This window comes from Streptococcus sp. HMSC073A12, from assembly GCF_001812815.1.
GTDB lineage: Bacteria > Bacillota > Bacilli > Lactobacillales > Streptococcaceae > Streptococcus > Streptococcus vaginalis.
This window is the reverse complement of the sequence record NZ_KV810569.1, coordinates 57,361-83,281: the sequence shown is the minus strand read 5'-3', so window position 1 is coordinate 83,281 and position 25,921 is coordinate 57,361. Positions and strand designations below refer to the sequence as shown.

Below are 25,921 nucleotides of genomic sequence, written 5' to 3'. Positions count from 1 at the left end.
ATCATTCTCCTTTACCTATATTTATTTCACAAACTCATATACTTTTCCGTTACATCTATCTATAAATTCATAATCGTGTGTGATTATGATAATTATCTTTCCTTGTTCGGTCATTTTATTAAGAAATCCAATCAAAATATCCATCTGCCTTTTACATAATCCGCTTGTCGGTTCATCGAAAATTATGATGGGCTTCCTGCTCAGCATTGACATAGCAAGTAATAATCGTTGCTTTTCACCTCCCGATAATGAGTTTGGGTGCATTTCTTTTTTATCAAATAAGTTTACTGTTCTCAAAATTTCATTTTTTAATTCATTCTCCTTAGTAATAGTTGAAATTTCTTGCCATACAGATTCTGTAAAAAGTTGATAATTAACATCTTGCATAATCGCAAAAATATTTTCACATCGTTTTTTTACTTTTACTCCGTTATAAAACACCTCTCCTGTTCCTCTTGTCAGCCCCATCAGCAAATTGATAAAAGTGCTTTTCCCAACACCATTTTGACCAATGATGAAATTGATACCGGATTCAAAGGCAATACTGAAGTCAAAGATTTCCTTTCTTTCATATTTTTTTTCGAAATTCAAACAAGACAATGCTTTACAATCAAGATCTGAAGAATTTTTCTTTAACACTTCTACTTGCTTATATTTCCTGCTTAAAAAATTGTTTTTAGAAATCGCATTAAAACTCCTTAGATTGTGTTTTTCAGAAACCTGTTCAAAGAAATCATCACAAAACTGCTCTTTTGTGTATTCTTTATAAGTTCCATTTTCTATCACACACAATTTATCAAGCATATCTTTCAGATAAAACAATCTATGCTCCACAATGATGATAATTTTCTTTCTTTTTTTCAGTTCCATAATGGCATTCTGTAAATGCTCTATTGCAACCTGATCTAAGGAAGATGAGGGTTCATCCAACAAGATAATTTCATTTTCAGAAATCCCACAAGCTGTTACTGCAATCAACTGCTTTTCGCCTCCAGATAGTTCAAAGATATTCCTATCTAATAATTCCTTTGTACCTAAAACCGCTGAATAATACTGAATTTTATCTAAAATCAAATCTTTGTCTATGTTTCTATTTTCCAACTGAAAAGCCAGTTCATCGGTTGAATTGATACAATAAAATTGTGTTTTAGGATTTTGAAACACTGTAGATATAAATTTAGATCGTTCCAATATTGTCAAGCCAAACAATGATTTTCCGTTAAATACAATATCTCCTTCTAATTCTGCATTATTGTATTCCGGAATGATTCCATTGATAACTTTTAGCAAGCTACTTTTTCCTGTTCCTGAATGTCCTGTAATGACGGTTACTTCACCGGGTTTGAAAATCATATTTATATTTTTCAATATGCTTTCACCGTCAAAACCCACTGTTAAATTTTGTAATTCAAGCATATTTTCCCCTTATATATAGATAGATTATCCATGCCATTATTAAGAAAAACATAAAGTCAACAAGTCCCATATATGTTTCACTAATACTTGTTCTCTTTTGATTTACAGCCAACCCTTTCGTCATAGCTGATACCGTCAAATCATCTGCTGCCTTTGATAAGCACATCAATAATGGCACTAATCTATATTCAAATAATAAAATTGGACTCTTTATTAACCTTTTAAGCGTCAATCCTCTCAAACGCATAGCTTTTTTTATATTACTATAATCAATCCTTGCAGCATAAAAGAAACGTACCATTACCGTCAAGGGAATGGCTATTTCATCTGGACATTTCATTTTTTTTAATGAGTAAATGCTTTCTCCAACATTTGATGTAAGTATGGTATATCTCCCCATCAAAAATGCGGGGAGAATTTTTTTAATAACCATCACTATTATCAATAAAATTGCAACCACAGGATTGTAATTAAGCCCTATCAGAAATTTATCAGCAGCATAAACAAACAAAAGAGTAGCCACTCCAATAATAGCTACTCTTATATATTTTGCGTTAATTAAAAGTATTATCGGAATTGTGGATATTAAAATGGCTTGCACGAAATACTTTGTTTGAATATTGCCTAATACCATCACATATGAAAGAACTATCGTCATAAAAAGTTTTGTACGAAAATCAAGTTTGATTATCATCCTAACTCTCCATGAAATCTTATTTCTCCATACCGGCTTTTTTGAAGTGTTTTTTTAGAAATGCCATTCCAATGCTGCAACCTATATATGCACCGATAATTCCTACTATTGCCATTACAACAATAATCCAATTCGGCATAACACTAAGCATCTTATCAATGAACTCTTGCTTGTATCCTTTTTCTAACAATTGCTTAATATATTCATTTCTCGATATAAAAATTGGAAGCCAATTTCCTAACGTGCAAAGAGGCGCAATTGAAAATGCTAATCTTGCTTTCTTTACATTGGTATATTCTCCTGATTTCAAAATTATTTCAGCAATAATACCGGCAATAACAGCAGTTAATAATGCCCAAGGTCCATGTCCCATAGCAACATATACCAATGCAATCAATAATGATTGAATAAAAATCATTCCTCTTTTTTTAATCTTGGTAGAATACAGCATATTTACAGGTCCTACCAAAACTCCCTGTGCAAATGGGACAAGTGGCATTAAAACTGGAACCATTCCTAAAAATGACCCAATCATCATAAATATAAATCCTAATACGGAAAATAATCCTATATTGATTAAATCCTTTACCTCTAATCGTTTGCTCATTTGAAACCTCCTAATTGTTTTAATTTTTCTTTTCTACATCAACAATATAATTTATCATTGTTTCTTTTATATATCGTTTATGCTCGCTATAAGACTTTCTCGCACCTAAAATTTCTGAACTTAATATCAATCCATTGATATAATTCACTAAAAAACCGTCACCAAATATATCTGCTTTAATTCCAAGCTGCTTGGCGATTAAACTCAGCTCATTAGTCGTATTAAGTCTCAATTCTTGATACAACTTTTCCAAATCCTCATTATATTTTTTTGCCTGTAAAAGGAGCGTATATAATCTCATCAAATCTGTATCAGCCAGTGACTTATCAACCAAAATATCACCCATTTCCTGATATTTATCTTTGCCTCGATTATTTTCCAAATACTCATTTATCAAGCTATTTCTATAATCATTACCATCAAGCATTAAGTCTTTAAGCATTTCATTTGTACTTGCATAATGATGATAAACACCACCTCTACTCATACCTATCTCTGTAATAACATCTTCCATCGTTGTGCTTTGAAAGCCTTTTGTTAAAAAACATTTTTTTGCAGCTTCTCTAATTTTCTTCTTTTTGATTTGTCCTACTTTTTGTTTTTCTTCTTTCAAGCTAAAGACCTCATTTCCATATAACAAAAACCGACAATGCTGTCGATTTTTATTATATGACAGTTGATAGTTAATGTCAACTAACTTTTTTAAAACAATCTAAATGATTCTTTTGACTTTTTAGCATCTATATTGTAGAATCAGATAATATAATTATAAACGCTTAATGCTTACTCCATGACTCACACTTTTTGAGCAAGCACAGTAAGTGTACGGACACTTACGGAAAATTGACGAAGCAGCCCTTGGGGATCTGCTTCTTTTTTTATCAATTTTTAGCTTGTTAGGGAGAACCCTAAGACCCAGAAATACATTCAAAGGAGGAACTAACTATGGCAAATAGAATAAGAAACGAAAGACTTGAAATTAAACTAACTGAAGAAGAAAAGGCTCTTTTTGAAGAAAAAAAAAGACTTGCGAAGTGTAGAAACATGAGCCATTTCATCCGCAAATGCGTTTTGGAAAAGGAAATTTATCAAGTGGATTTAGAGCCTTTCAGAGATTTACAAGGCTTACTTTCTAATGCAACAAACAACATCAATCAGATTGCAAAGCGAGTAAATTCGACAGGTGTAATCTACAAAGAGGACATCGATGATATAAAAAAAGAGATTGAACATTTCTCAAAAGAGCTGTGGCTAATTCATTCACTACTTCTGAAAAGAACATCTGAAACGGAAGGTGAATAATAATGGCTATTACAAAAATACACCCAATAAAATCGACTCTTAATCTTGCTATCGACTACATTGTAAATGGAGATAAAACAGACGAGCAGCTTTTAGTAAGCACTCATAAATGCCACGAAGCAACTGCTCACACTCAGTTTTTAAGGACACGAAATGACGCAGGAACAAAAGGAACCGTTCTTGCAAGACATCTCATTCAATCATTTTTACCGGGAGAAGCAAGCCCTGAATTGGCTCACCAAATAGGTATGGAGCTGTGTAAAAAGATACTCAAAGATGAGTATGAATTTGTCTTATCTACCCACATAGATAAGGGGCATATCCACAATCACATCATCTTCAATAATGTAAATATGGTAACAGGCAGGTGCTACCAGTCTAACAAGAAAAGCTATCACCAAATCCGTTACCAGAGCGATAAGTTATGCAAAGAAAATAACCTATCCGTTATTGACGAGTTTTACGAAAGCTATAAGAAAAAATACAAGACTAGCGGTAAATCTTGGTATGAAAATGAACAGGCAAAACATGGCACTTCTTGGAAAAGCAGGCTTCAATTTGACATTGATAGAATAATAAAACAGTCAAAGGACTGGGACGAATTTTTAAAGAAGATGGCTGATCTTGGCTATGAAATCAAATACGGTAAGCACATTGCTTTTAAGCCAAAAGATAAGGCGAGATTTACAAGGGCTAAAACAATCGGAGAAGATTATACCGAGGAAAGATTAAAAGAACGCATTGCGGAAAGAGAGTTCATCAAGACTCCCGCCGTCAAAAAACGCATCGGCAATGTTATTGACATGAACACCAATGCAAAGGTAAAGGAAAGCAAAGGCTACGAATATTGGGCAACCAAACATAACCTTCATACAATGGCTGACTCTGTTATTTATATCAGAGAACATGGCATTAAATCCGTTAAACAGCTTGACGAGTATATTCAAAAAGCAGCCGATGAAAGGCAAAATATACAAGAGAAAATCAAGGCTATTGATAAGGAAATGCAGAAGCTTTCCACCACTATGGAGCAAGTTCATACCGTTAAAAAGTACAGAGCGTGCTACAAGGAATATACTGCTAATCCGTCTGACAAGGCATTTTTTGAAGAGTACAAAGCTCAGATTACCCTATATGAAAATGCTCTCTCAGAGCTTAAAAAATCCTATTCCAAGCTCCCAAATTCAAAGGATATTTTAGCTGAGCTTGATAAATTACAAGAAAAAAAGAACACCCTTATGCAAGAGTATTCTTCCTCAAAATCCACTATGGACGAGCTTTATAAGATACGAAAAAATTACGGAATATATATGGGTAAGGAGATGGAGAGATAATCTTTATCTCCTTTTTTCGCAAATAAAAAAAAGAGTCGGTGCAGTCCCAAGACCACACCGACCATAAGTTTATCTCTCAGCTTCTTTTGATGTTTCTTTCTTTTCTTTAGGCTTTTCCTTATCTTCAGCCTGATATTTTTTGATAGCTCCAAGCACAGACTCTTTCTTTTCATCTCGACCTTTCATCTGTTCTTTTGCTTTTAAGAGCTTTGAAGAAAGTATCCTGATGTTAGTATGTTCCTTGCCGTTATCGTCAACGGAAGTTCTGATCTGTCCAAAGAGTTTTACAAAATCTCCCTGCTTAAAGTCTTTTGGAATATCACCCTTTTCTCCGTATGCGGAGCAATTATGATATACCTTATTGCCCTCATCATCTTTAGATGCCACAGAGAAGTTTACTACTTGAAAGGCTTCGCCGTTCTTATTTTCTCTTTCAACTACATCGATCTTTCCTACAATATTTCCAACGATATTGACAAGATTATCTTTCTCCTCTTGAACATAAGGAAGATCTTTAATCTGCCCCTGTTCTCTTAAATCTTCAATCATGTAATCAAATTCCTCATGCAGTAAATTAATGGTGTCATTGTCCATATAAGCCTCATAGAGCTTATCCAAAGCACTTTCATCGTTGATACCTTTTTCCATGCTGATAACCGCCTTAACAAAGTCCTTGTGATTATCACTTACCATATCTTCTATCTGATTTCTCATTGTTTTGTAATCCATGTTTTTTATCTCCTTTCATGGTAAAAGGGAGGTTTCCCTCCCTTATCGTACATATTCCTGTTCTTTTGCTGTTTGTTTTTCTTCTGTTTTACTTTCTTCCTGATAGGCTCTTATCTGTCCTAAGATAGATGGTTTATCACCCGTTTTCTGTGTGGCTTCCTCTTTGGTATGCAAATTATCTTCAACATCATAGGTTGACTCAAAATAATCGCTGTCCTTAAAGTCATTGTCATATCTGTCAGCAATTCCATCATTATCAAGGTCTTTAGAAAGTGGATCATAGAAGTTACCTTCATCATCAATTTCAAGTCCCATTGCTTGCTTTAATTCTTCTTCATCTACCGAAACAAAGGTATTAAACTCTCCATTTTCCATTTCAAATTTTATGACATCAAGAGCCTTTTCAACACTTCCATTTTCCTTTACATAATCATAATGACTTACTACAACATCATTTACATATTGAGTTGCTGTATAATTCTCAAGGTCTAACTCAAACTGTATGCCATGTCTTTCATCCGGTGTATCAGTATAAGCAATTCCTATGTGCTTTAAATCAGGATATAGAGCGTCAAACTCATCATAACTATGATTTTCTTCATACTCTCTGTTGCAGAAGTCAATGATGGCTCGTTTTACATCTTCTACAAGGGGATTATCATTTTTCTTTTCTTCCACTTCTCCCATATCAAGGAGCTTATTCAGTTCTGCCAAGCGGAGCACCTTATTCTTTAGTTCATCAGCTTTTTCAAAAGGCTTTTGTAATTCCTCTTTTGCATTTTCAAGCTGTTCTTTTGTGCTGAAGAGCTTTTCTTCAAGCCTCTTTAGTTTCTCAGGCATTTTCTCAAGAGCATTATCAAGCCTTGTAATATTACCGTCCGTACTCGTTCCAAGCTCTCCTGAATGCTTTGCAGCACCGTTTAAACTGAAGTTATGCTCATTGGTGAAGAAGTTGTAACTTACCTCTAAATCCATGTTTCTATACTTACCGATAACTTTGCTTTCATTGATCTTTACTTTAGAAATAGCTTCAAGCAGCTTTTCTCCGGCTAATTTCTTATCCGTAATTTTCTCACCTAAAATGATAATAGAAGTGAACTTTTCATCGCCTTCAGCTTTAGGTTCTACATCTTTAATATCTTTCTTGACAGCTTCTATGAGTTTTTCCGTTCTTGCTATTTCTTCCGGGTAGTTTTTAGCAACCTTATCCTCTAATCTGTAACGGTTGGACTTGTAGTTTGCTTCAAGCATTTTAAGTTTTGTAACCTCATTATCCAAATCCATCTTTTCCTTAATCTTCGGATCACCTGTAGCAAGGGCTTTAATCTCTGCATAGTTTAAGCTGCTTTCGTCCACATCTTCCGCCACTCTTACAGGTGTTTTACTTGTCATAATCTGAGAAATGAACTTCTGTTTATTCTCGATGGTCTGCCAAAGGTACGCATCAAAGGTATTCTCCGTTACATATCTGAATATGCTGACTTCTTTGTTTTCATTTCCCTGTCTTACAATTCTACCCGCTCTCTGCTCAAGGTCAGTCGGTCATTTTTTGCGGACAGTTCAATACATGCCCTTCGGTTCCTCTCCCTACTCCTGCGTTTGCTCTCGTTTGATTTCTCCCTCTGTATCCTCTTAGCACAAGCGGGACAATACTTTGATATTCCAGAGCTGGGGACGTATTCAACACCGCACACCGTACAATTTTTAGGCTTTAACGCCGTCCACCGCTTTGTGGGTGTGATATGTAATTCACCGACAAAGCCGATGAATTTATAGTAAATCTTGATTTCCTGCCTTACTGTCCCGTCCGCAAGTTTCTCACGTTCCGAAACAAGTATCTTGTCTATGAGTGCGTTTATGATGGTTGCGTCCAACTCTTTCAGCCCCTGATAGTTGCGGATTAGGGATAGAAAGTCCCTCACGCCCTGCGATTTCTCATAGCTGTCATTGAGCGTTTCCGTTACCTCTTTCAGCCGTGCTTCAATTTCAAGCTGCTCTTTCTGGTATTTCCCCGACATCATCTCAAAATTCCGCTCCGTGATACGCTCCATTACCTTGTCCTCATAGAGAGAGGAAAACAGCCTGTCAAGCTCCGCAAGGCGTTTGTTCAGCTTCTTCTTTTCTTTCTCTAATGATTTCGCCCTGCTCTGGTCTGTTTCCGTGAGCCGCCTTTCTATGGCTCTGACCGCCTTTTCATCATTGACCGCCATATCCGCAAAGCGGTTGATGTCGGCAAGGACGGCATTGAATAAGTCCCTCGCTTCAATGCTGTGTGCGGTACACATAACATTGCCATATCTGCCATAATTATTGCAGGTGTATTGTACGCAGTCGATGATGTCGGGGCGTTTCCTCCTGTTGGCACTCGCCGCCCGCATCGCATAGCCGCAGTCCGCACACTTGATAACGCCCGAAAAGATATTCTCAAATCCCCCTGCGTTCTGCTCCCGCCTGCGGCTCGTCATAAGCTGCTGTACGGTGTCAAATTCCTCCTGCGTGACTATCCCCTCATGGGTGTCTGGTATCACTTCCCATTCTTCGGGCAGCTTAGAGGGGCGTTTCTTGCTTTTCATGTTGGCTGCAATCCGCTTGTAGCCTGCAAGGTTGCCCGCATATATCGGGCTTCTTAAAATGCCCCTCACGCTGTTCTCGCTCCAAATATAACGGTTTTCCTCGTTATCCTCAAAGTACCGCTCATAGCCTGTTGCCCCTTGCTCCACCGCATAAGCGGCAGGGCGTAGGATATGCTGTTTGTTGATGTGCTTGCGGATTTTGGCGATGCCGTTGCCCGCTAACGCAAGGTCGAATATCTCCCTTACCACATGGGCAACTTTGTCATCTATCAGCAGATGGTTGTGGTCGGCAGGGTCTTTGACATAGCCATAAGGGGCTGTTGTTCCCATGAATTTCCCCTGCTGAAACCTCGCACGGTACGCCGATTTTATCTTGACTGACACATCGGCAGAATACATTTCGTTTAGGATGTTGCGGAAAGGCGTGATGTCCATAGCGGATTTGTTTAAGGTGTCCACGCCGTCATTGACCGCTATATACCTCACGTTATGCTCTGGGAAAAAGACTTCCAGATATAACCCACAATCAAGATAGTTCCTCCCCAGACGGGATAAATCTTTTGTAATCACGCAGTTTATCAGCCCGTTTTCAATGTCCTTAATCATATTCTGGAAACTTGGTCTTTGGAAATTTGTTCCAGAGTAGCCATCGTCAACATACGTTTTTGCTAAATGCCATCCCTGCCTTTTCACATAATCCGTGAGGATGGATTTTTGTGTCGCAATGCTCGCACTCTCGTTATCCGTGCCATCGTCCTTTGATAAGCGGCAGTAAATGCCGACTTCATAAATCTTGTTCTCCGTTCTTATTCCTGCCATACTGTAAAACCTCCATATCTGTCCTAACGTTTTCATGTTCCATTGCGTACATTCTAAGCGGACAGCCCCTCATTGTCGAAGGTGTCGCCCTCGGCAATCTTCTTCCGAATATCCTCGGAGATAATCGGGACAAACGCTTCTGCAACGGTCTGTGTGCCGATATATTCTCGACTGATAATCATTTGTACTTGCCCTTTTGGCACAATACGCTTTCTTCTTCCAGTTGTTTTCCTATCCTCGCCCATACTTAAATCTTCCTTTCCAGACAGGGCAGGAGAACGTCTGGAAACGCCCCGCCCTGTCAATCAGATACCATCAATCCCCGCTGTTTACTTCTTTCTGTAATGCTTCAAGGAGTGCCGCTGCTTCATCAGCGTTCAACGTGATACCCTTTCCGCACTTCTCACGGTTCGGGGAAAAGCTGCGGATGTCATATTTCGGCTCTCTCCCGTTCCATGAAATAAGATTGATTTCCTTTGTGTAGCCGCTGTCACTCGCAGACAATACGGCGATTTCCTTTACAATCTCATACTGGATTTCTTTCATTCCTTACCTCATTCTCCTTAAAATTCTGTCTTTCTTCTGTTCCAAATTCCTGCATTTACTTCCCGAAAAAAGAAGGTTAGCGGCTGTCCCTGCTCCGTTTTCTCTGCAACTCACGTTCCAGAAGTCGGATGATGGTTTCCTCCATCTGCTTCGGCGTTGTGTCCTTCGGAAAGTATTTTTTCAGTTTGCTTGTGTTGATTTTCAAGGTTTCTTTCTGGTTTCCCTTTTCCTCCGTCATAATGGAAAATATCATATCCATGTCAAGCTGCCCGCTCTGGCTCATGCTTTTCATCCGCTGTGCCTGTGAGAGTGAGGGCGTTGCTTCTTCGCTCTCCATCGTGGCAAAGAGATTTTCCTGCTCGTCTTTCTTCAAAAAGGACAGTTCCACCGCAGGTGTGAGGGCGATTTTCCCCTCGTCCACCATCTGCAAAATCGGCGGTATCAGTTCCGTCAGGCGGATAAAACGCTGGACGGTCATCCTGCCCACGCCGAAGCCCTGTGCCACTTTGTCGTCCGTCCGCAACTTCGTCACAACTTGTGACGAGGTTAAGTCTGTGCGGAAACCCTGCCGCTTCATGGCTTCGGATTTCATCCTGTAGGCAAACGCCCGCTCCGATGGCAGGATATTTTCACGCTGTAAATTACTGTCTACAAGGGTGATGATGGCTCGGTCACGGTCTAAGGGCAGGACAAATGCAGGCACGGTATTTATACCTGCAAGTTCGGACGCACGGACACGCCGCTGCCCCGCAATCACTTCATAACCGTTCCCGTCCTCTTTCGGGCGTGTGATTATCGGCGTGACAATGCCAAATTCCTTGATGCTTTCCGCTAACTCTGACAGCGTTTCATCCTCCACAACATGAAACGGATTGTCGGGAAACGGGTATAAATCTTTGGTCTTTAACACCTTAAAATCCTGTTTCTTCATTCACTTTTTACCTTTCTCTTGATTTGTTTCTGCCTGTTCTCTGTAATTCTTCCAACACTTCTGGCGGTATCTTTGAGAGCAGCCGCCCCATCTGCTCGTTGGTTCTCTGCAATTCAAATATCCTCTGGTTGGCTTTCTGCACCTTTAATTCCTGCTCGTACTTTTCATCACGCATACGCCCTGCATAGTCGGCTTCCTGCCCGATTTGCTCCTTTAAGCTGTCGATATACGCCTGCTGTCTGCCGATTTCCTTAGAGAATTTCTCCACTTCGGGCAGCCATGCGGCAACCAGTTCCAGAGCCTTGTCACGCTTTTTCCCTGCGTTAAAGGCGTTGATGTCGGACAGGGCAGACACGATTTCCCCATACTGCTTATCAAGCCTGCCGCCCAACTTATAGAGCCATGTGGGGACGTGTTTCCGCTTGGTTTCCATCGAAGATTGACCTCTCTCAAGCTGATTCCAACGTGAGGACATCCGCTCATGGTAGGCGGTCTGCCACTCCGACAGGCTCTTTTGATTGCCTAAAATTGTTTTGGCGGACAGCTTATTGTCTGGTGTAATCGGCACAAAGCAGAGGTGCATATGGGGCGTTCTCTCGTCCATGTGGACGACTGCGGAGAGGATATTCTGCTCCCCGACACGCTCCGAAATGAAATCCAGAGCCATCGTAAAATACGCTTTCTGTTCTTCGGGCGGTAACTGGTTCATAAATTCTGGTGAAGCCGTGATGAGCGTTTCCACCATCATCACGCTGTCTTTCCTTGTCCTGCACCCTGCTTCGGCTACCTTTCGGTTAATCTCTTTCTTATAGGTGTACTTTGGCGGTGCGACAAGATGATAGTTATTTTTAGAGCGTTCCATGTCGATATCTGGGTTGCTTTTGTAGGCTTCTTTCTTCCGCTCGTTGTGGCGTTCGCAAGCCGCAACGCCGCCCGCTTTGCGTTTCTGGAAACGCAGGATTGCATAGGGCATAATCCATCATCTTCCTTTCTTCGGCGGGTAACTGCCCTTTGGGTGACAGCGGTGACGGTGGTGACGGCAGTTTTGGGATGCCCCCTGCCGATTGCCGTAACTGTCACCCTTATCCCCTGCATGACGGTCATGACGATGGTGACGGTGTTTTTGGGATACTCCCTCGCAAGAGCTGTAACCGTCATGCCGCCGTTCTTTTATCCGAAGCCGCAAGGCGTAGGATAGCAGGGCGTAAGACCTGCCATAAGGGAGTCCAGAGGGAACGTCTGGCACACGGCTCTTTGCAGGGCAAAGTGTAGTGTGTTACACCCTGTAAACGCAGTCGGAAAAATCGGAGAGATTTTTCTGACCGCAGGGGTGATTTTACACGCCCGAAAAGGGCGGGTGAATCCCACGCCTGCATTTTGCGTTTGCGGGGTGTTCTCCCGTAGGGATGACAGCGGCAGGGTATCCTAAAATCACTGTCACTGCCGTCACCGCTGTCACCCGCAGGGCAGAGCCGCCAACTTTACATGGCTTTAAGCGTCAATGACAGTAACAGGGGGTATCCCAATATCGCTGTCACCGCCGTCACCGCTGTCACCCGCCCTCCTTGCAAGGGCAATCTGCCTGCCGTCTTTCCTGCGGCTGTACTGGTAGCAGATACGGTTCTCGCTTAAAAATGTGGTGTGATATTCATTCAGCCATTTCGTAATCACCGTGGGTATGGTTTCCGTTTCCCCCATAGCGGCTAACAGCTCCGTTGCCGTGCCTGCCCATTCTTCCTTATCCCTCATAAAATCCACCAACCGAAAAAGGACATCTGGTATCGTTTCTTTCGCAAGCTGCTCCTGCGTTTTCCTCTCCACAAGTTCCCAACTGCAATCACGGAAACGGAGCGTGTATTCCTGATAGGGCGTGTCCCTGCCCGTTACATACAGCTTGGCGGTGTCAGATGCCCGTTTCTCCTTTTCCAGAACAAAGGTAGCGTCCGCACTCCCCGTTAAGCCTGTCGTCCCAGACACCTTGTTGAACACATCGCTGTCATTCTGCTTTCGGATGTGGTGTACGACAATGACCGCCAGAGAGTGCCTGTCGGCAAAATCTTTGATTAGGGAGATGTCCCCATAGTCGCTTGCATAGGCGTTGTCTTTTGAAGCTGTACGGACTTTCTGCAAGGTATCAATGACAATGAGCCTGCTGTCTGGATAGTCTTTCAGATAATCCTCAAGCTGCACGATAAGACCGTCTGACAGCTTGCAGCTTGCCACGGCAAAATGAAGCCGCCCGCTCGCTTCGTCCGTCAAACGGAACAGCCTGTCCTGTATGCGGCAGAACGTGTCCTCAAGGCAGAGGTAAAGCACATCGCCCTCCATTGTCGTCATGTCCCATAAGGGGATTCCCTGCGACACGCATAAGCACAGCTTCAGCATGAGCCAGCTCTTGCCTATCTTCTGTGAGCCGCAGAACAGCGACAAGCCTGTGGGGATAAGGCTGTCCACCACAAAGGACGGCTTCTCAAGCGGCTCATAAAGGAGCGTTTCGGCGTTGACTGTCTGTAACTTCTGCATGGGTTTCCTCCTTTCGGGCAGTTATCTTGTTTTTGTTGCACATAGGCGTTGACCTCCTTAAAAATAGATTTACTCCCACGAAAAAAGTGAGAGTATGTAATACCGCCAATCCCACACAAATAAAAAACAGATTTCTTTTTCGGGCGGTGTCGGTCATGGTTGGAGATATTTCCTCATTTCCGCTTTTACTTTCTTCTTTGCAACAGCAACGGATTTCTGTATTGCAGAAGCGGTGCAATGCTCCATAGCGGCGATTTGGTAAAAATTGAACTCATACTCGTAGTAGAGCAGGAAACGTCGCCTTTGTATCTCTGGCAGTCTGTCAACCGCCTTACAGAGCAGTTCCGCCCGTTCTGCTTCAATCATTTGTTCCTCAATGCTCTTAGGCAGCTTTAACGCCCGCCTGTTCAGCGTTTCGTCCCATACTTCCGAAAACTCCCTGTGCCGCTCGTCCCATTGGAGAAGATTCCTGTTCCTGCGTTCCATCTGCCGAAATTCAAAGAATAACTGCTCGGATACTTCCAGTTCGTGGTGTTCCCCCTGCCCGTCCTTAAAACTGATAAAATACCTTATACCGCTTTCCGTGGATTCCTCCCGAAGCGTGTACGCCTTAGCTTTATATGCCATCCCGTTTTCCTCCTGCCAAAAATAAGCGGGGAGATTCCACTCCCCACCCAGTAGCCCGCAGAATAATGGGATGTATTAGACGCTTACAAAATTTTCCGAAGCTTCTTCCGCAGATGGTCTAACCTCGCATAGATGGCACCAGTCGTCAAATGCACAAGTGGGGCAATCTCCTTTGTGGAATACCCCTGCATTTTCAGCAGGACGATTTTCAAGGTACGCCCGTCCACCGTGACTAATACTTGATAGAGATTTTCGCTCTCAATCTCGTCCAGTAACTCCGCAACTGTATTCACCTCCGCTTGCCGCTCCCTGTCTGCCATGTCCTCAAGGTATTCCGCAACGTCATTCGTCCATCGGTAAAACCGCCTGTTGGAATTGAAGTCTGCCCTGTCCGCTATGCGTATCTGCTCAATGGTCACTTCATCAACGCCGCACTCACGCAGCAGCTTTTCCTCCGCTTCTTTCCAGATACGCCATTTCCTGTCCTCCCGTCCGTGGTTGTATGCCATTCTTTCTTCCTCCAATCAGAATTGATTGAGAGGGCAGAGAAAAGCCCCCTCATTTTCCCAAAGGAAAAAACAAGGGGGCTGAACGCCTTAAATTTTAATTTTCTATTATCTTTCTTAGTTTTCTTAGGATTCTGGCTTTGCGTTTGTTCACAACGCTCTGGGTTATGCCTAACCTCGCCCCGACTTCACGCTCGGAAAGTCCGTCAAAAAAGATTGCCTGTATCAACTCCTGCTCACTATCCGACAACAAAGGCAGGGCGGCTTTCAGCCTGTCCACCATAACAGCATTGACAACGGTTTCCGCAATGTCCGCCGCTTCATCAGCGATAAAGTCCAGAGGATTCCCCTCGCTGTCCGTAAATCCGTCCAGAGATAGCAGGCTGTTCCTCGCATCTAATTTTTGCAGGTAACGCCACCGCTCCCTGTCACGGTAGAAGTCCGCATATTGCTCCCTTACGACTTCAAGCAGACAACCTTGGACGGGGATAAACAGCTTGTCCATATATCCCTTGTCGGCTTGCCTGCGGCGGCAGAAATCCGTATAGGACAGTTCCACATAGCCGCCGCTTTCTTTGATATATACTTTTCTTGGTGCGTATTTCACCGCTAATACCTCCAATCTGAATTTTTGAAATGTAAAAATCCAGATGGAGAGGCGGGGAGCGGCAACGCACACCAGAAACAGCCCTGCGGCACTTTCCAACAAAAAACGACAAAAGAAAAACCGCAAAGGCTCTGTGACCTTCACGGTTATGGGAAATACAAATTCTGTTGTATGGAGATTGTACTTCCACTTTCAAGGTGAGAAGTACCGCTGCACTGGCAGAAATTTTTTTAACTGGTTTCCTGCCATTCTCTGATATGCTATGTATTGATAAATTTTACTTCGTATGAGCAGATGAATAACCGCCCGAAAAAAGAACATAAAAAAATCCCTCCAAATTTAAAAACAAATTCAGAGGGTAATTTAGGGTATAACAAAATAACCCACCCGAATATCGTTTTTTTTATTTGGTGAGTTTGTTCTTTCAAATACGAAACAAAAAGAGCCGATGATTCGTGAATTGTTCCACAATTTCATCGGCTCTGCGTCTTAAGCGTCTGGCTCTTTGATGACAGTTATCTTCAAGTTGTCAACTTTAATCAAGCTTTCTTGTCTGCATTTTGGACAATAAAGGGGATAATTCTCCAAAACAGTGTCCTTCCTAATTTTATTACGGGTTTTGCTCCCACAAACAGGACACAATATCCATTCGCATTTCATCATAATTAGTCTCTAATCCTTTCAAATCTCATTTTATATGACTTTTGCAAGCTGTTAAGCTAACTTGTGGAACATATGCCGAACCTTATCTATACGGCTATTCGGGCGGCGGGGTTGGCAAATAAATTTACCAATAGCTGGCTGGTATCCTTTTAACTCTGTCAAGCAGACTCCCTGCCCATTTGTGAAATAAGTTAAATCGTTCCTGTATTCTTGAATACATCTGGCAGGGATTTCTCCTTTCAGAATGACCTCGTCATTCTTTACCTGAGTACTTACAATATCTGCACAATACCTTGGGGCATCATGATACGCCCGTGAGAGATATTCCTGCGGTGCATAAATTTCAAAGTGGAGATATGGCTCTAATAGTTCTGTCCCTGCTTTTTTTAAAGCCTGCTCCAATACGATAGGGGAAAGCAGCCGAAAGTCTGCGGGGGTACTTACAGGACTATAATACAATCCATATTCAAAACAGATTTTACAGTCTGTCACTTTCCATCCATACAGCCCCTGCTCGCAGCCATAAAGAACCCCCTCCATAACCGCATTTTGGAACGATTGGTTTAAATATCCAAGTGAAACTCTGCTTTCATACTGCACTCCGCTTCCAATAGGGAGCGGCTCTATGGACAACCCGACAGAAGCCCAGAAAGGATTTGGCGGGACTTCTATGTGGATGGTATATTCTGCTTTTCTAAGCGGTCTTTCCATATATATAACAGTAGGCTCTTTTATTTCTGCCTCCACATGGTATTTTTCCTCAAGGATGGCACAAATGACTTCCATCTGCACATTCCCCAAAAAAGAAAGTATAATCTCATGCGTTGTAGTATCCACATAATATTTTAAAAGAGGGTCGCCATCTGAAATTTCTGTAAGTGCCCCAAGCAATATTTCCCGCTGTTCAGATTTCTTTACTGCAATCGTTGTTTGGAGCATAGGGAGAGGATTTTCAATAAATTTTCTCTGCGGCAACAGCATTTCGTTCCCCAAAATACTGTTTAGCTGCAAAACATCATTTGGTAAAATTACAATATCACCAGAGCAGGCTGTATCGGATGAATATAATTCACCGTTTGTCGGAACACACATCTCTGTGATTTTTATTTTCTCTTTTTCAGATATTTTAATAACATCCCTCAAATGCAATGTTCCGCTATATATACGCACATAAACAAAACGCCGCCTTTTCTCTGAATATTCAATCTTAAAAACCTGCCCGCATAGTTCAGATTGACCTTCAGGCGTTGATGAATAAAACTTACTGGCAATCACTTCTATAAGCTGCCGAATCCCCAGATTGTTTTTAGCACTTCCGTGATAAACGGGAAATAACGTTCCGTTTTGGAATCTCCTGTTTTCTTCCTGTTCCAGTTCTGACATTTTAAACGGTTTCCCTGACATATATTTCTCTAATAGTTCATCGTTTCCCATAATTACCGCATCCCACTGTTCCATATCGTCATTGTCCGTTACATTTATATGGGGATGCTGCCCAACCTTTTGCTTCACTATAATTTCCGAAGAAAGCTTTGCTTTCATTTCTTGATATACCATTGGCAAATCAATCCCCTCTTGGTCAATTTTATTGATGAAAAAAATTGTCGGAATCTTCATTGTCTGTAGTGCATGAAACAGTATACGGGTCTGTGCCTGTATGCCATCCTTTGCAGAAACTAATAATACTGCTCCGTCTAATACGGATAAAGAACGGTATACTTCCGCCAAAAAATCCATATGGCCTGGCGTATCTATAATGTTGACTTTTACATCCTCCCACTGAAAAGATGTCACTGCTGTCTGGATAGTGATTCCCCTTTGACGCTCCAAATTCATTGTATCTGTCCTTGTTGTGCCTTTATCTACGCTCCCTGGTTCTGCAATTGCACCACTGGTATACAATAAACTCTCCGTTAATGTTGTCTTTCCTGCGTCAACGTGAGCCAGAATGCCTAAGTTAATTATTTTCATGTGATTTTCCTCCTATCAACACCCAAAAAAGGGCATAAAAATACCCAGTGATAAATACTCCTATCACTGGGTAAATAACTCCAATAGCCCCAAAACACTTATATGTTTTCGGGCATATAAAATTACATGATAAAAGTATTCTTAAACTGGGTACAAAAAACTAAGCCCCATATTAAAAGTGAAACGGGACTGCTACTTTTTGTTCCCACTATCAAATTGACAGTTTATTTAAGAATACCTTGCCGCATATTTATTAACTCCTTGTATAATACTGAATCTAATTATATTCCTTAACCCTTTATTTGTCAAGCTGACAAACTAAAGCAGAAAAAGCGGCAGGATTTCCCCCTGCCACTAATCATCTGTTTATGCAAAAATAATTTCCTTTTCCACAATCTCCCTCGCACAAGCCCTTATGTTATTGAGGCATCCTGTCCATTCTAAGGCGTTTTCTGCCTTTAGCTGTTCCGTTATGCCCTGTGCCTGTTTCATACCCTCTATGAGCCTTTCAAAGCGTTCCTGTGCCTGTCTGTCAATGTCGGCAAGGTAAGCGTTAAGTCTGCCGCTTGTAAGAAGATTGGTGTATGTAACTTTGCAGTGATGCTTCAGATAATCCAAATGCCGCTGTCCCCAGATGCCTATCGGCTGTTCTTCTTCGGCGGGTACAGTTAAGCACGGTATTAAATAATCGCCTTGCCTTTCGTATTTGCCGCCCATTTCCTCAAAAATTGTCTTTGCCATTGTCTGTTACCTCCACATTCTTTTTTATTTTGAATGTCCGCAAAATCCGTCCTACATCGGCAGGACGCCATGGGACATCTAAATCATGAAGTGCAATCAGCTTGTTTTGCACATTCGTTCCGGCTCCCATTTTCTGAGTCGAACCCATCAAAATACGAATTTCGCCTTTTCTTACCTTTGCAAAGAGTTCATCCTTTTGCTTATCAGAATTTGCTTCATGGATAAAGGCTATTTCTTGTTTCGGTATTCCCATTGCCACAAGTTTTTCTCTAATATCATCGTAAATATTAAACTCTCCATCTCCTTTTGGAGTTGACATATCGGAGAAAAGAAGCTGTGTGGACTTATTTTCTCTTGTCTTATCCCAAATGGAAAAGACATTTTTCACGCACACATTGACCTTGCTGTCAGGATTGTCAGGAAGTAAAGGATTGATTAAACGCTGATCTAAGGCGAGTTTCTTACCGTCATTGGTAATTTTAAGCATATTATCTTCGTCAGGCTCTACTACCCTGTTTCTCACATCATCAGCTCTTTCCGATAAGCTCTTTAGAATTTCCTTTTGCTCCTCACTTGGCAAAGTTTTAATAACTTCATAGTGTGCTTCAGGCGTTGGAAGATTTAGCATATCTGCTGTCTGAATATCCGCAACTTCTTTAAACATAGACATTAGTTCAGGAAGGTTATAGAACTTGGAAAATCTTGTCTTTACTCTATACCCTGTACCTTCAGGAGATAATTCAAAAGCTGACTGCGTTTCACCAAAGGTAGAAGCCCAGCTATCAAAATGCTCCAAATTATTCTTTTTAAGGCTTTCATACTGAAGATAACGCTGCATAGTATAAAGCTCTGTCATCGAGTTACTGACAGGCGTTCCTGTGGCAAAGACAATACCTTTTCCACCTGTCATTTCATCCATGTATCTGCACTTCATAAACATATCGGAGGACTTAAAGGCTTCAGACTGTCCAATACCTGCTACATTTCTCATTTTGGTGTAAAGATAGAGATTTTTGTAATTATGTGCCTCGTCAATAAAGAGCTTATCTACACCTAATTCTTCAAAGGTAATGACATCGTCTTTTTTAAAATCATCGTTTAACTTTTCAAGCCTTGTTTCCAGCTTCTTTTTCGTTTTTTCAAGCTGCTTTACCGTAAAGTTCTGATTTCTGTCATGCTTATATTCCTCCACATAGTTTATAATTTCATCAATCTGATCCTGAATGTGTTTCTCCTGATATTCCTTTGACATAGGGATTTTTTCAAACTGCGTATGCCCGATTACAACCGCATCATATTCTCCTGTGGCAATTCTTCCGATAAACCTTTTTCTATTTTTCGGCTCAAAATCTTTCTTATCTGCAACCATAATGTTAGCTGAAGGATATAGCTGCATAAACTCACGACCGATTTGACCTGTTAAGTGATTGGGGACAACAAACAAGGACTTACTGCACATTCCAAGCCTTTTACTTTCCATCGCAGACGCCACCATTTCAAAGGTCTTACCACTACCTACCACATGGGCAAGCAAGGTATTTCCTCCATAAAGGCTTCTTGCTATGGCATTTCTTTGATGAGGTCTTAAATCAATTTCTGTGGTCATTCCCTCAAAAGAAAGGTTGCTGCCGTCATATTCTCTGTTACGGATAGAGTTAAAACGCTCGTTATATAACTTTACAAGACGGTTTCTTCTTTCCTGATCGTTAAATATCCAGTTCTTAAATTCTTCTTTTAGAAGCTCCTGCTTTTGTCCTGCAAGAAGCGTTTCCTTTTTATTTAATACAGAAGTTTTCGAGCCGTCCGGATTTACAATCTGGTCAAATACCTTTGTTTCTTTTAAGTTCAGTGCATCTTCAATCAGCTTATAGGCATTTACCCTTGAGGTACCGTAGGTCATCTCTGCAAGGTCATTTCCTCTGTCCCTGCTCTTTCCTTCAACATTCCATTCACTTGTCAGATTTGAAAATTTAACCTTAATATCCCATTTGGCATATCCCGGAGTTTTCAGCGTTTCAAAGATGAATTTTTCAATATCCTTATTCGGTATCCAAGTAGCTCCGAGTCTTACATTGATTTCACTTGCTTCAAGTTCCTTTGGAAGAACTTTTGTAAGCTCTGCCTTTTGATATTCCAAACGGCTTATCTCATAGCTTATCAGCTCTTTTTCTTTGCCATCTTCCGCATAGCCAAGATGAGGTAACTCTCTTTCGGTTTGTCTTAACTTTGCAAAGTAACTGTCTACTATGGCAATTTTGTCCCTGATATTTCCGCTTAGATACTCATCCTTTGTTACATAGCCGTACTTATATGAATTACTGCCGTTTGCACAGGCAAAAGGTAGATCTCCATCTTCAAGATTAAAAGATAATGGTCTATAAAAGTTTTGTTCTTCTCTGATATTTAGATAGATTTCCCCTCTAAGTTCTTCTATCAAAGTCGGTCTGTCTTTATCTGTAAGGCTTCCCATATACTCAAAATCCACATATCCTTTTTCTGATACCGATAAAACAAGAGCTTCAAGGGAAGTGTCTACATGGTCGATAACCTTCGCCTTTGTGATTGTTCGCTTGGAGAAAATATCTCCCTTTGCTTTGAAGTTTTCTTCTTCATCAAGGATTTCAATGGAAGAAACAAGCGGGAAGTTGCTATCCTCTTTTAAGGCTCTGGTATTAGAAAGGTTATTGACATATCCATGCTTCTTAGAAAAGCTGTCATAAATTTCGTTTAGTTTTTCCTGAGCTTTCTTTACTTCATCATCTGAAAAATCTTCTTTCTGTTTGGAAATAACATCCTTTAAGGCAGCGTTTAACTCAAGATAGTCCTTAATCTTTTCCTTGTTTTTATCCGTTACTTCTTTCTTTATAAACAGGGAATTTTCTCTGTAATAAACATCATCATCAATAATGGTATATGAAAAGTTTTTAACATCATCTGTGGCAGGAATTGAGGTAATTTCATCATCAAGTAGCTCTATTTCTTCATAATTAGCATTTTTAGAGATTTCTTCGCTTGCTTTTGTCAGTAGCTCCTTTAAGTCTGTGTTTTCTTTTGGCAGGCAAGCTATTGTATTCCCAAATCTTCCGGATATTTCTTCCATATAACCAAGCACCTGTTCAGGATGATCAACAAAGTATTTGTTATATAAAAGCCCGTTTTCATCTTCAGCAAGGTGAATCCAGTCCTCATCCCTTTCTCTGATACTGTCCCTTTTCTTTAGGAAGATAATATCTGAGGTTACTTCTGTTCCTGCTACGCCCTTAAAGGTATCGTTCGGAAGTCTTATCGCTCCTAAAAACTCTGCTCTTGCAGCAAGGTAGCGTCTTACACTTTCGTCCTTTTTATCCATCGTTCCACTTGATGTAATAAAGGCGATAATACCGCCGTTTCTTACTTTATCAATGGACTTGGCAAAGAAATAATCATGGATAAGGAAGTTATTTTTGTTATACTCCCTGTCATTTACCTTATATTCTCCAAAGGGTACATTGCCGATAATCGCATCAAAGAAGTTATTGGAGAAGGAAGTTTCTTCAAGCCCCTTAATCTGTATATCACTTTCAGGATATAAGAGTTTTCCAATTCGACCGCTTACAGAGTCAAGCTCTACACCATAAAACTTAGACTTATTCATTTCATCAGGGATATTGCCTATAAAGTTCCCTATTCCCATTGATGGCTCTAAAATGTTTCCCTGTTTAAATCCCATATCCAAAAGCGTCTTATACACTCCGTCAATCACTGTTTTCGGTGTGTAAAAGCTCGTTAAAGTAGATTCTCTTGCAGCTTCATATTCTGCCTGAGATAAGTTCTCTTTTAGAAAGCTCCTCGCTTCTTTCCACTGTCCGCCTTTTTCTTCATCGAATACATCAGCAAGTCCTCCCCAGCCTACATACCTTGCTAAAACTTCCTGAGCGGTAATATCTAAATCTCTCTCACCTCTTTCAATTCGATTTAACATCGAGATTGCTTCAAGGTTATTGTTTAATCTCTCACTTGGAGATAACTTGTCAGGTAGCGTTTCTTCTTTAATTTGGAAGTTATGAGCCTCAGCTTTCTTTATTTCAATTTCTTCAGTTGTCTTTTCAGGACTCTGATATGTCAGATTTTCAAATATCCTCTCAAGGTCGCTTTCAAGACGATAAGGAATCACATCGGAGCCTGTTATCATACCGCCAAGATATTCTGTATTATCTTTAACTGTTACCGTCTTTAGGTTGTTTCCCATATCATCAAAGCGTGTGATGGTATAGTCTTTATCCTTGTATTTAACTTCATCACCGACAATAAAGTTCGGTCTTTTAAGGCTTATCTGCTTCAGAAGATCCTCATTATCTGTAAAGGCTACAATCGGAATTTGATGATTGCCTTGTCTTACAGGATCAAGCCACAAGTCATTTCTTCCTGTGATTTCATTTTTAGAAATTTCTCTGATCTTGTACTCTTCATGATGAAAGTAGACGGTATCACCTGCTTTAACTGCCAAATCATCTAAAGGGCTTTCCTCTTTTTCATTGAGCTCTACTTCTTCTCTATCCTTTAGGTAATCAAATAAGGTAGCCTGAACTGTGTCAGCCATTCTAACTTCTTCTGTTTCTTCAGGTGCTTCAAGTTCTTCTTCTACAAAGCTAAGTTCTCCGTTAAAGACAGACTGAAGCTCCTGCTCATCCATCTGCTTTTTAAGTTCTGTATCTTTCAGCTCTCTAAAGGTCTTTGGAAAATCCTCTAAAATAAGCCTTTGTGCGTTTAGTTCTTTCAGCTCCTCAAGATTAAAATATCCCCATTCAGGATCAATCCCAAGCACAAGTCCAAAGGCATCGCCGCTTTCCCTGTCATACTCCGTCATATACCAAGTCCAATTTGAATGGAAAGGAATGATATATGCAGCATGAACCTCTTTATCCGCTAAAGCTACATCCTCCTGTGCGTAAAGCTCCGGCACTCTTTCAAGCATTTCATCGGTCATTAAGTTTTCAGGATCATCTTTGGAATAATATTGTGGTTCTTTAATCTCTGACTTGTTTTCTGTTTCCTTTTCTTCAAGATAAAGATTTTTAGAAAACAACTCGTCGATATGCTTTGCAACACTTGTCCAAGTAAGAAACACATCATTACAATCATTTTTCTGTAATTTAAGTCCCTTTGCATCGTGCCATTCATCACTTCCCATTGCTCCGGAAACAGCATGGGAATGTCCTCCAATTCCATATTCGTCTTTTAAGAAATTCGCTTTTTCCTGAAGCGTATGATTCTCTTTAAAAAACTTGGTAATTCGTTCTTTTCCTCTATCAACGCCACTTCCTCTTGAAAGACTTTCAAGGACTTCATCTTCTGTAATAAAGGACTTTACCTTCGGAAGTTCTGTCAAATTGGTGCTATATTCCTTTCGTGGCAGCTCAAGCTCCTGTAATTTCTGATAAAGGCTATCTACCTTGTGATAGTGAAACCTTAGTACATTCCTATTTTCTTTGTATCCTTCTAAAAATCTGTCATATTCTCTGATTGTTTCTTTCAGATACTCAGGATTTTTTAATGCTTCAGATAATCTTTTTGTTTCTTCCGAAAAGCCCCCGCCTCTTTCAAAAAGTTCAAAATATCCTTGCTCTTTTCCTTCTTCACTTAAATCATGAGATAGATACCATAGAGATTCTGAAATCCGATCTCTTTCATAATCAAGAGCTTCAAAAAGCTCTACATTTGTAGCAAATTCCCCACTATTAAGAAGTTCATTTATCCTCTTTGCAGCATTATTCCAGTTTAAGACCTGCGTATCATCTTCTCTTGCCGATGTTCCGTAAGCTAAATGAATGCCTTTATCCGAATACCAGGAAGATACTTCTTTTTCATCAATGTAAAACCCGTTTCCGCCTTTAAAGGTATCTTTGAGGTATTCTCCCAATTCTTCTGCTGTTTTTTCTTTGGAAAACTCAGCAATAACAGGAAGTCTACCGCCATCGTGATTTCCTCCGTTAACAAGAACGGTATCTATATCATTCTCAGTTAGCGGAATCGTAAGGCTTATCTGTCCATAAGAATTTTCAGGTAAAGAAAAAGAAGCTTTATCAGCTTCTCTTATCTCTACTTCAGTATTTTCTTTTAGATTTCCACTACTTCCTTGATGGTCATTTCTTTGAGGGCTGAAATCATCGCCCCATACTGCGGATTGTTCTCGTCCTCTATCTTCCAAGCTGCCATCAGTTTCGGTTTCTCTGTTCTCATAAATTCTATCGCCTGTTTCTGAATGTCCATCAGGTGTCCTGTCAACTTCTTCTCCTTGTATAGATCTACTAACATCTCGAAGTGGCTCTGCTCCTCGCTCTGTGAAAGAAACTCCAGCCTCATCACTGCGTAGGTCGGATTTGGATACTTCCTTATGAAGTCCGTCTCTTCCTCCAAGCTGTTTAGCGTATTCTCCCTGATTTTCTCTATTATCTCGTCTGTACTCTCCATTTCGGAGAACTCGCTCGTTTTTATTTCTTCCCTGATCATCTCGTCGAAGTACATATTCTTCTACCTCCTCTAATTCTTCTTTAATCTTATTATATCCCGCTTCTTTTCCTCTTAAAACTTCTTTTTGAAGCTCAAGTTCTTTGCTTTTTTGAATGGTCGCATCAATAATCTTTCCGCTAATATCCGATACGCTTTCACCAAGACTCATTAGAGATATGCTGTCAAGTCTTTGAAAATTCTCTCTTAAAAGCTCATAATCTATCGAATAATCTAACTTAAATCTTGACGCTACTGCATAGCTTACCGAGTCCCTTACAAACTTTGTAAAGGATATTCTATCTTCATCCGCTACTCTAAGTTCATTCATTAAGGTATCTATTTTTTCATCACCATAGAGTCTGCTTAAAGAAAAGATGTTTTCAAGTGTGCTTTTACTTTCCTCATAGCCCTCGCTTTTAATCATTTCCTTTAACACATCTTGATGATTTTCTTTGTCAAACTTCCAAAGATTTACTTCATTGACATCTCTGTTTCTTGAAACTGTCTGACCTATATCAAAAATATAGTCCACTTTTTTGAATGTGCCATAGTTCTCTAAAATGGGGATACCTTTCTGTCCTCGCATTACTGTTCGATTAAAACGTTCCCTCCAGTAGTCAAACTTGGCACAAGCTATTGCTTCAGGATTTTTATCATAGATACTTAATTGACTTCTAAAGTCATATCTTTGATTGTTTCCGACAACCTTTAAGAGCTTCAGATACTCTGCTTCACTATGAAGCACATCTTGTTTTATAAGCTCCAAAATGTTATGAAAATCATTTATTCGCATTTTTACCTCCTTCGTTTTTCCAAACAAAAAAGGCGGTTAGATTTTACTCT

At 40.4% G+C, this 25,921-nt stretch carries 20 protein-coding genes and 1 pseudogene; 2 read left to right on the top strand and 19 right to left on the bottom strand.

Features of this window, described 5'->3' with window-relative positions; genetic code table 11:
- Positions 1-21: 21 nt before the first annotated feature.
- From HMPREF2876_RS09575 to HMPREF2876_RS09560, 4 genes are read right to left on the bottom strand one after another with little or no spacing between them, the layout of a single operon-like run.
- The gene (locus tag HMPREF2876_RS09575; RefSeq protein WP_070584793.1) at positions 22-1,416 is read right to left on the bottom strand and encodes an ATP-binding cassette domain-containing protein; all 1,395 of its coding nucleotides are present in this window, start codon (positions 1,414-1,416) and stop codon (positions 22-24) included.
- A complete protein-coding gene (locus tag HMPREF2876_RS09570) occupies positions 1,409-2,110 on the bottom strand; it encodes an energy-coupling factor transporter transmembrane component T (RefSeq protein ID WP_009529547.1) in 702 nt (233 codons plus the stop codon). Before HMPREF2876_RS09570 ends, HMPREF2876_RS09575 begins: the two co-directional genes overlap by 8 nt.
- Positions 2,111-2,129: 19 nt before the next feature.
- Positions 2,130-2,717, bottom strand: coding sequence for an MptD family putative ECF transporter S component (locus HMPREF2876_RS09565; protein ID WP_070584791.1), 588 nt, complete (start codon positions 2,715-2,717; stop codon positions 2,130-2,132).
- Between the two features lie 19 nt (positions 2,718-2,736).
- The gene (locus HMPREF2876_RS09560; RefSeq protein ID WP_070584789.1) at positions 2,737-3,330 is read right to left on the bottom strand and encodes a TetR/AcrR family transcriptional regulator; all 594 of its coding nucleotides are present in this window, start codon (positions 3,328-3,330) and stop codon (positions 2,737-2,739) included.
- 332 nt (positions 3,331-3,662) lie between these two features.
- Between HMPREF2876_RS09560 and HMPREF2876_RS09555 the strand changes: the two genes are divergently transcribed.
- Together HMPREF2876_RS09555 and HMPREF2876_RS09550 are read left to right on the top strand one after the other, a co-directional pair.
- Positions 3,663-4,019, top strand: coding sequence for a plasmid mobilization protein (locus HMPREF2876_RS09555; RefSeq protein WP_070584786.1), 357 nt, complete (start codon positions 3,663-3,665; stop codon positions 4,017-4,019).
- A gap of 2 nt (positions 4,020-4,021) precedes the next feature.
- Positions 4,022-5,353 carry a relaxase/mobilization nuclease domain-containing protein gene (locus HMPREF2876_RS09550; RefSeq protein WP_070584784.1) on the top strand — a complete coding sequence of 444 codons (1,332 nt, stop codon included), beginning with the start codon at positions 4,022-4,024 and terminating at the stop codon, positions 5,351-5,353.
- A 69-nt stretch (positions 5,354-5,422) separates the two neighbouring features.
- Here HMPREF2876_RS09550 and HMPREF2876_RS09545 read toward each other — a convergent pair whose 3' ends face one another.
- From HMPREF2876_RS09545 to HMPREF2876_RS09480, 15 genes and pseudogenes are all read right to left on the bottom strand, one after another.
- Positions 5,423-6,082 carry a single-stranded DNA-binding protein gene (locus tag HMPREF2876_RS09545; protein WP_070584783.1) on the bottom strand — a complete coding sequence of 220 codons (660 nt, stop codon included), beginning with the start codon at positions 6,080-6,082 and terminating at the stop codon, positions 5,423-5,425.
- 42 nt (positions 6,083-6,124) lie between these two features.
- Positions 6,125-7,624: pseudogene (locus HMPREF2876_RS09540) on the bottom strand (helicase); the annotation flags it as partial.
- Positions 7,588-9,474: a recombinase family protein gene (locus HMPREF2876_RS09535; protein WP_070584778.1), complete on the bottom strand. Its 1,887-nt coding sequence runs from the start codon at positions 9,472-9,474 to the stop codon at positions 7,588-7,590. The gene HMPREF2876_RS09535 and the pseudogene HMPREF2876_RS09540, both read right to left, overlap by 37 nt.
- A gap of 53 nt (positions 9,475-9,527) precedes the next feature.
- Positions 9,528-9,719 (bottom strand): hypothetical protein, encoded by a 192-nt coding sequence (locus HMPREF2876_RS09530; protein WP_000503424.1) that lies wholly within the window; start codon positions 9,717-9,719, stop codon positions 9,528-9,530.
- A 70-nt stretch (positions 9,720-9,789) separates the two neighbouring features.
- A complete protein-coding gene (locus HMPREF2876_RS09525) occupies positions 9,790-10,020 on the bottom strand; it encodes a YdbC family protein (RefSeq protein WP_000659121.1) in 231 nt (76 codons plus the stop codon).
- Between the two features lie 76 nt (positions 10,021-10,096).
- Complete coding sequence (locus HMPREF2876_RS09520) at positions 10,097-10,951, bottom strand: ParB/RepB/Spo0J family partition protein (RefSeq protein WP_000743701.1); 855 nt, start codon at positions 10,949-10,951, stop codon at positions 10,097-10,099.
- Between the two features lie 7 nt (positions 10,952-10,958).
- Positions 10,959-11,924 (bottom strand): MobV family relaxase, encoded by a 966-nt coding sequence (mobV, locus tag HMPREF2876_RS09515; RefSeq protein WP_001145977.1) that lies wholly within the window; start codon positions 11,922-11,924, stop codon positions 10,959-10,961.
- A gap of 518 nt (positions 11,925-12,442) precedes the next feature.
- The gene (locus HMPREF2876_RS09510) at positions 12,443-13,474 is read right to left on the bottom strand and encodes an AAA family ATPase (protein WP_001170965.1); all 1,032 of its coding nucleotides are present in this window, start codon (positions 13,472-13,474) and stop codon (positions 12,443-12,445) included.
- A gap of 153 nt (positions 13,475-13,627) precedes the next feature.
- On the bottom strand, positions 13,628-14,101 hold the full coding sequence (locus HMPREF2876_RS09505) for a sigma factor-like helix-turn-helix DNA-binding protein (RefSeq protein ID WP_000323521.1): 474 nt from the start codon (positions 14,099-14,101) through the stop codon (positions 13,628-13,630).
- Between the two features lie 83 nt (positions 14,102-14,184).
- Entirely contained in the window at positions 14,185-14,610 is a 426-nt protein-coding gene (locus HMPREF2876_RS09500) for an RNA polymerase sigma factor (RefSeq protein WP_000323896.1), read from the bottom strand.
- Positions 14,611-14,704: 94 nt separating this feature from the next.
- The gene (locus HMPREF2876_RS09495; protein ID WP_000872511.1) at positions 14,705-15,214 is read right to left on the bottom strand and encodes a sigma-70 family RNA polymerase sigma factor; all 510 of its coding nucleotides are present in this window, start codon (positions 15,212-15,214) and stop codon (positions 14,705-14,707) included.
- A gap of 489 nt (positions 15,215-15,703) precedes the next feature.
- The gene (locus HMPREF2876_RS10380; RefSeq protein ID WP_011528024.1) at positions 15,704-15,877 is read right to left on the bottom strand and encodes a cysteine-rich KTR domain-containing protein; all 174 of its coding nucleotides are present in this window, start codon (positions 15,875-15,877) and stop codon (positions 15,704-15,706) included.
- A 51-nt stretch (positions 15,878-15,928) separates the two neighbouring features.
- Positions 15,929-17,848: a tetracycline resistance ribosomal protection protein Tet(O) gene (gene tet(O) / locus HMPREF2876_RS09490; RefSeq protein ID WP_000691759.1), complete on the bottom strand. Its 1,920-nt coding sequence runs from the start codon at positions 17,846-17,848 to the stop codon at positions 15,929-15,931.
- 366 nt (positions 17,849-18,214) lie between these two features.
- Positions 18,215-18,589: a TnpV protein gene (locus tag HMPREF2876_RS09485; RefSeq protein WP_001140406.1), complete on the bottom strand. Its 375-nt coding sequence runs from the start codon at positions 18,587-18,589 to the stop codon at positions 18,215-18,217.
- Positions 18,570-25,871, bottom strand: a complete 7,302-nt coding sequence (locus tag HMPREF2876_RS09480) for an Eco57I restriction-modification methylase domain-containing protein (RefSeq protein ID WP_070584775.1) — start codon at positions 25,869-25,871, stop codon at positions 18,570-18,572. Before HMPREF2876_RS09480 ends, HMPREF2876_RS09485 begins: the two co-directional genes overlap by 20 nt.
- Positions 25,872-25,921: the final 50 nt, after the last annotated feature.

What these genes read in the sequence shown, in the direction of transcription:
- HMPREF2876_RS09575 (WP_070584793.1), bottom strand. Translation starts at nt 1,416, where the DNA reads ATGCTTGAATTACAAAATTTAACAGTGGGTTTTGACGGTGAAAGCATA.
- HMPREF2876_RS09570 (WP_009529547.1), bottom strand. Translation starts at nt 2,110, where the DNA reads ATGATAATCAAACTTGATTTTCGTACAAAACTTTTTATGACGATAGTT.
- HMPREF2876_RS09565 (WP_070584791.1), bottom strand. Translation starts at nt 2,717, where the DNA reads ATGAGCAAACGATTAGAGGTAAAGGATTTAATCAATATAGGATTATTT.
- HMPREF2876_RS09555 (WP_070584786.1), top strand. Translation starts at nt 3,663, where the DNA reads ATGGCAAATAGAATAAGAAACGAAAGACTTGAAATTAAACTAACTGAA.
- HMPREF2876_RS09550 (WP_070584784.1), top strand. Translation starts at nt 4,022, where the DNA reads ATGGCTATTACAAAAATACACCCAATAAAATCGACTCTTAATCTTGCT.
- HMPREF2876_RS09545 (WP_070584783.1), bottom strand. Translation starts at nt 6,082, where the DNA reads ATGGATTACAAAACAATGAGAAATCAGATAGAAGATATGGTAAGTGAT.
- HMPREF2876_RS09535 (WP_070584778.1), bottom strand. Translation starts at nt 9,474, where the DNA reads ATGGCAGGAATAAGAACGGAGAACAAGATTTATGAAGTCGGCATTTAC.
- HMPREF2876_RS09530 (WP_000503424.1), bottom strand. Translation starts at nt 9,719, where the DNA reads ATGGGCGAGGATAGGAAAACAACTGGAAGAAGAAAGCGTATTGTGCCA.
- HMPREF2876_RS09525 (WP_000659121.1), bottom strand. Translation starts at nt 10,020, where the DNA reads ATGAAAGAAATCCAGTATGAGATTGTAAAGGAAATCGCCGTATTGTCT.
- HMPREF2876_RS09520 (WP_000743701.1), bottom strand. Translation starts at nt 10,951, where the DNA reads ATGAAGAAACAGGATTTTAAGGTGTTAAAGACCAAAGATTTATACCCG.
- mobV (WP_001145977.1), bottom strand. Translation starts at nt 11,924, where the DNA reads ATGCCCTATGCAATCCTGCGTTTCCAGAAACGCAAAGCGGGCGGCGTT.
- HMPREF2876_RS09510 (WP_001170965.1), bottom strand. Translation starts at nt 13,474, where the DNA reads ATGCAGAAGTTACAGACAGTCAACGCCGAAACGCTCCTTTATGAGCCG.
- HMPREF2876_RS09505 (WP_000323521.1), bottom strand. Translation starts at nt 14,101, where the DNA reads ATGGCATATAAAGCTAAGGCGTACACGCTTCGGGAGGAATCCACGGAA.
- HMPREF2876_RS09500 (WP_000323896.1), bottom strand. Translation starts at nt 14,610, where the DNA reads ATGGCATACAACCACGGACGGGAGGACAGGAAATGGCGTATCTGGAAA.
- HMPREF2876_RS10380 (WP_011528024.1), bottom strand. Translation starts at nt 15,877, where the DNA reads ATGATGAAATGCGAATGGATATTGTGTCCTGTTTGTGGGAGCAAAACC.
- HMPREF2876_RS09485 (WP_001140406.1), bottom strand. Translation starts at nt 18,589, where the DNA reads ATGGCAAAGACAATTTTTGAGGAAATGGGCGGCAAATACGAAAGGCAA.
- HMPREF2876_RS09480 (WP_070584775.1), bottom strand. Translation starts at nt 25,871, where the DNA reads ATGCGAATAAATGATTTTCATAACATTTTGGAGCTTATAAAACAAGAT.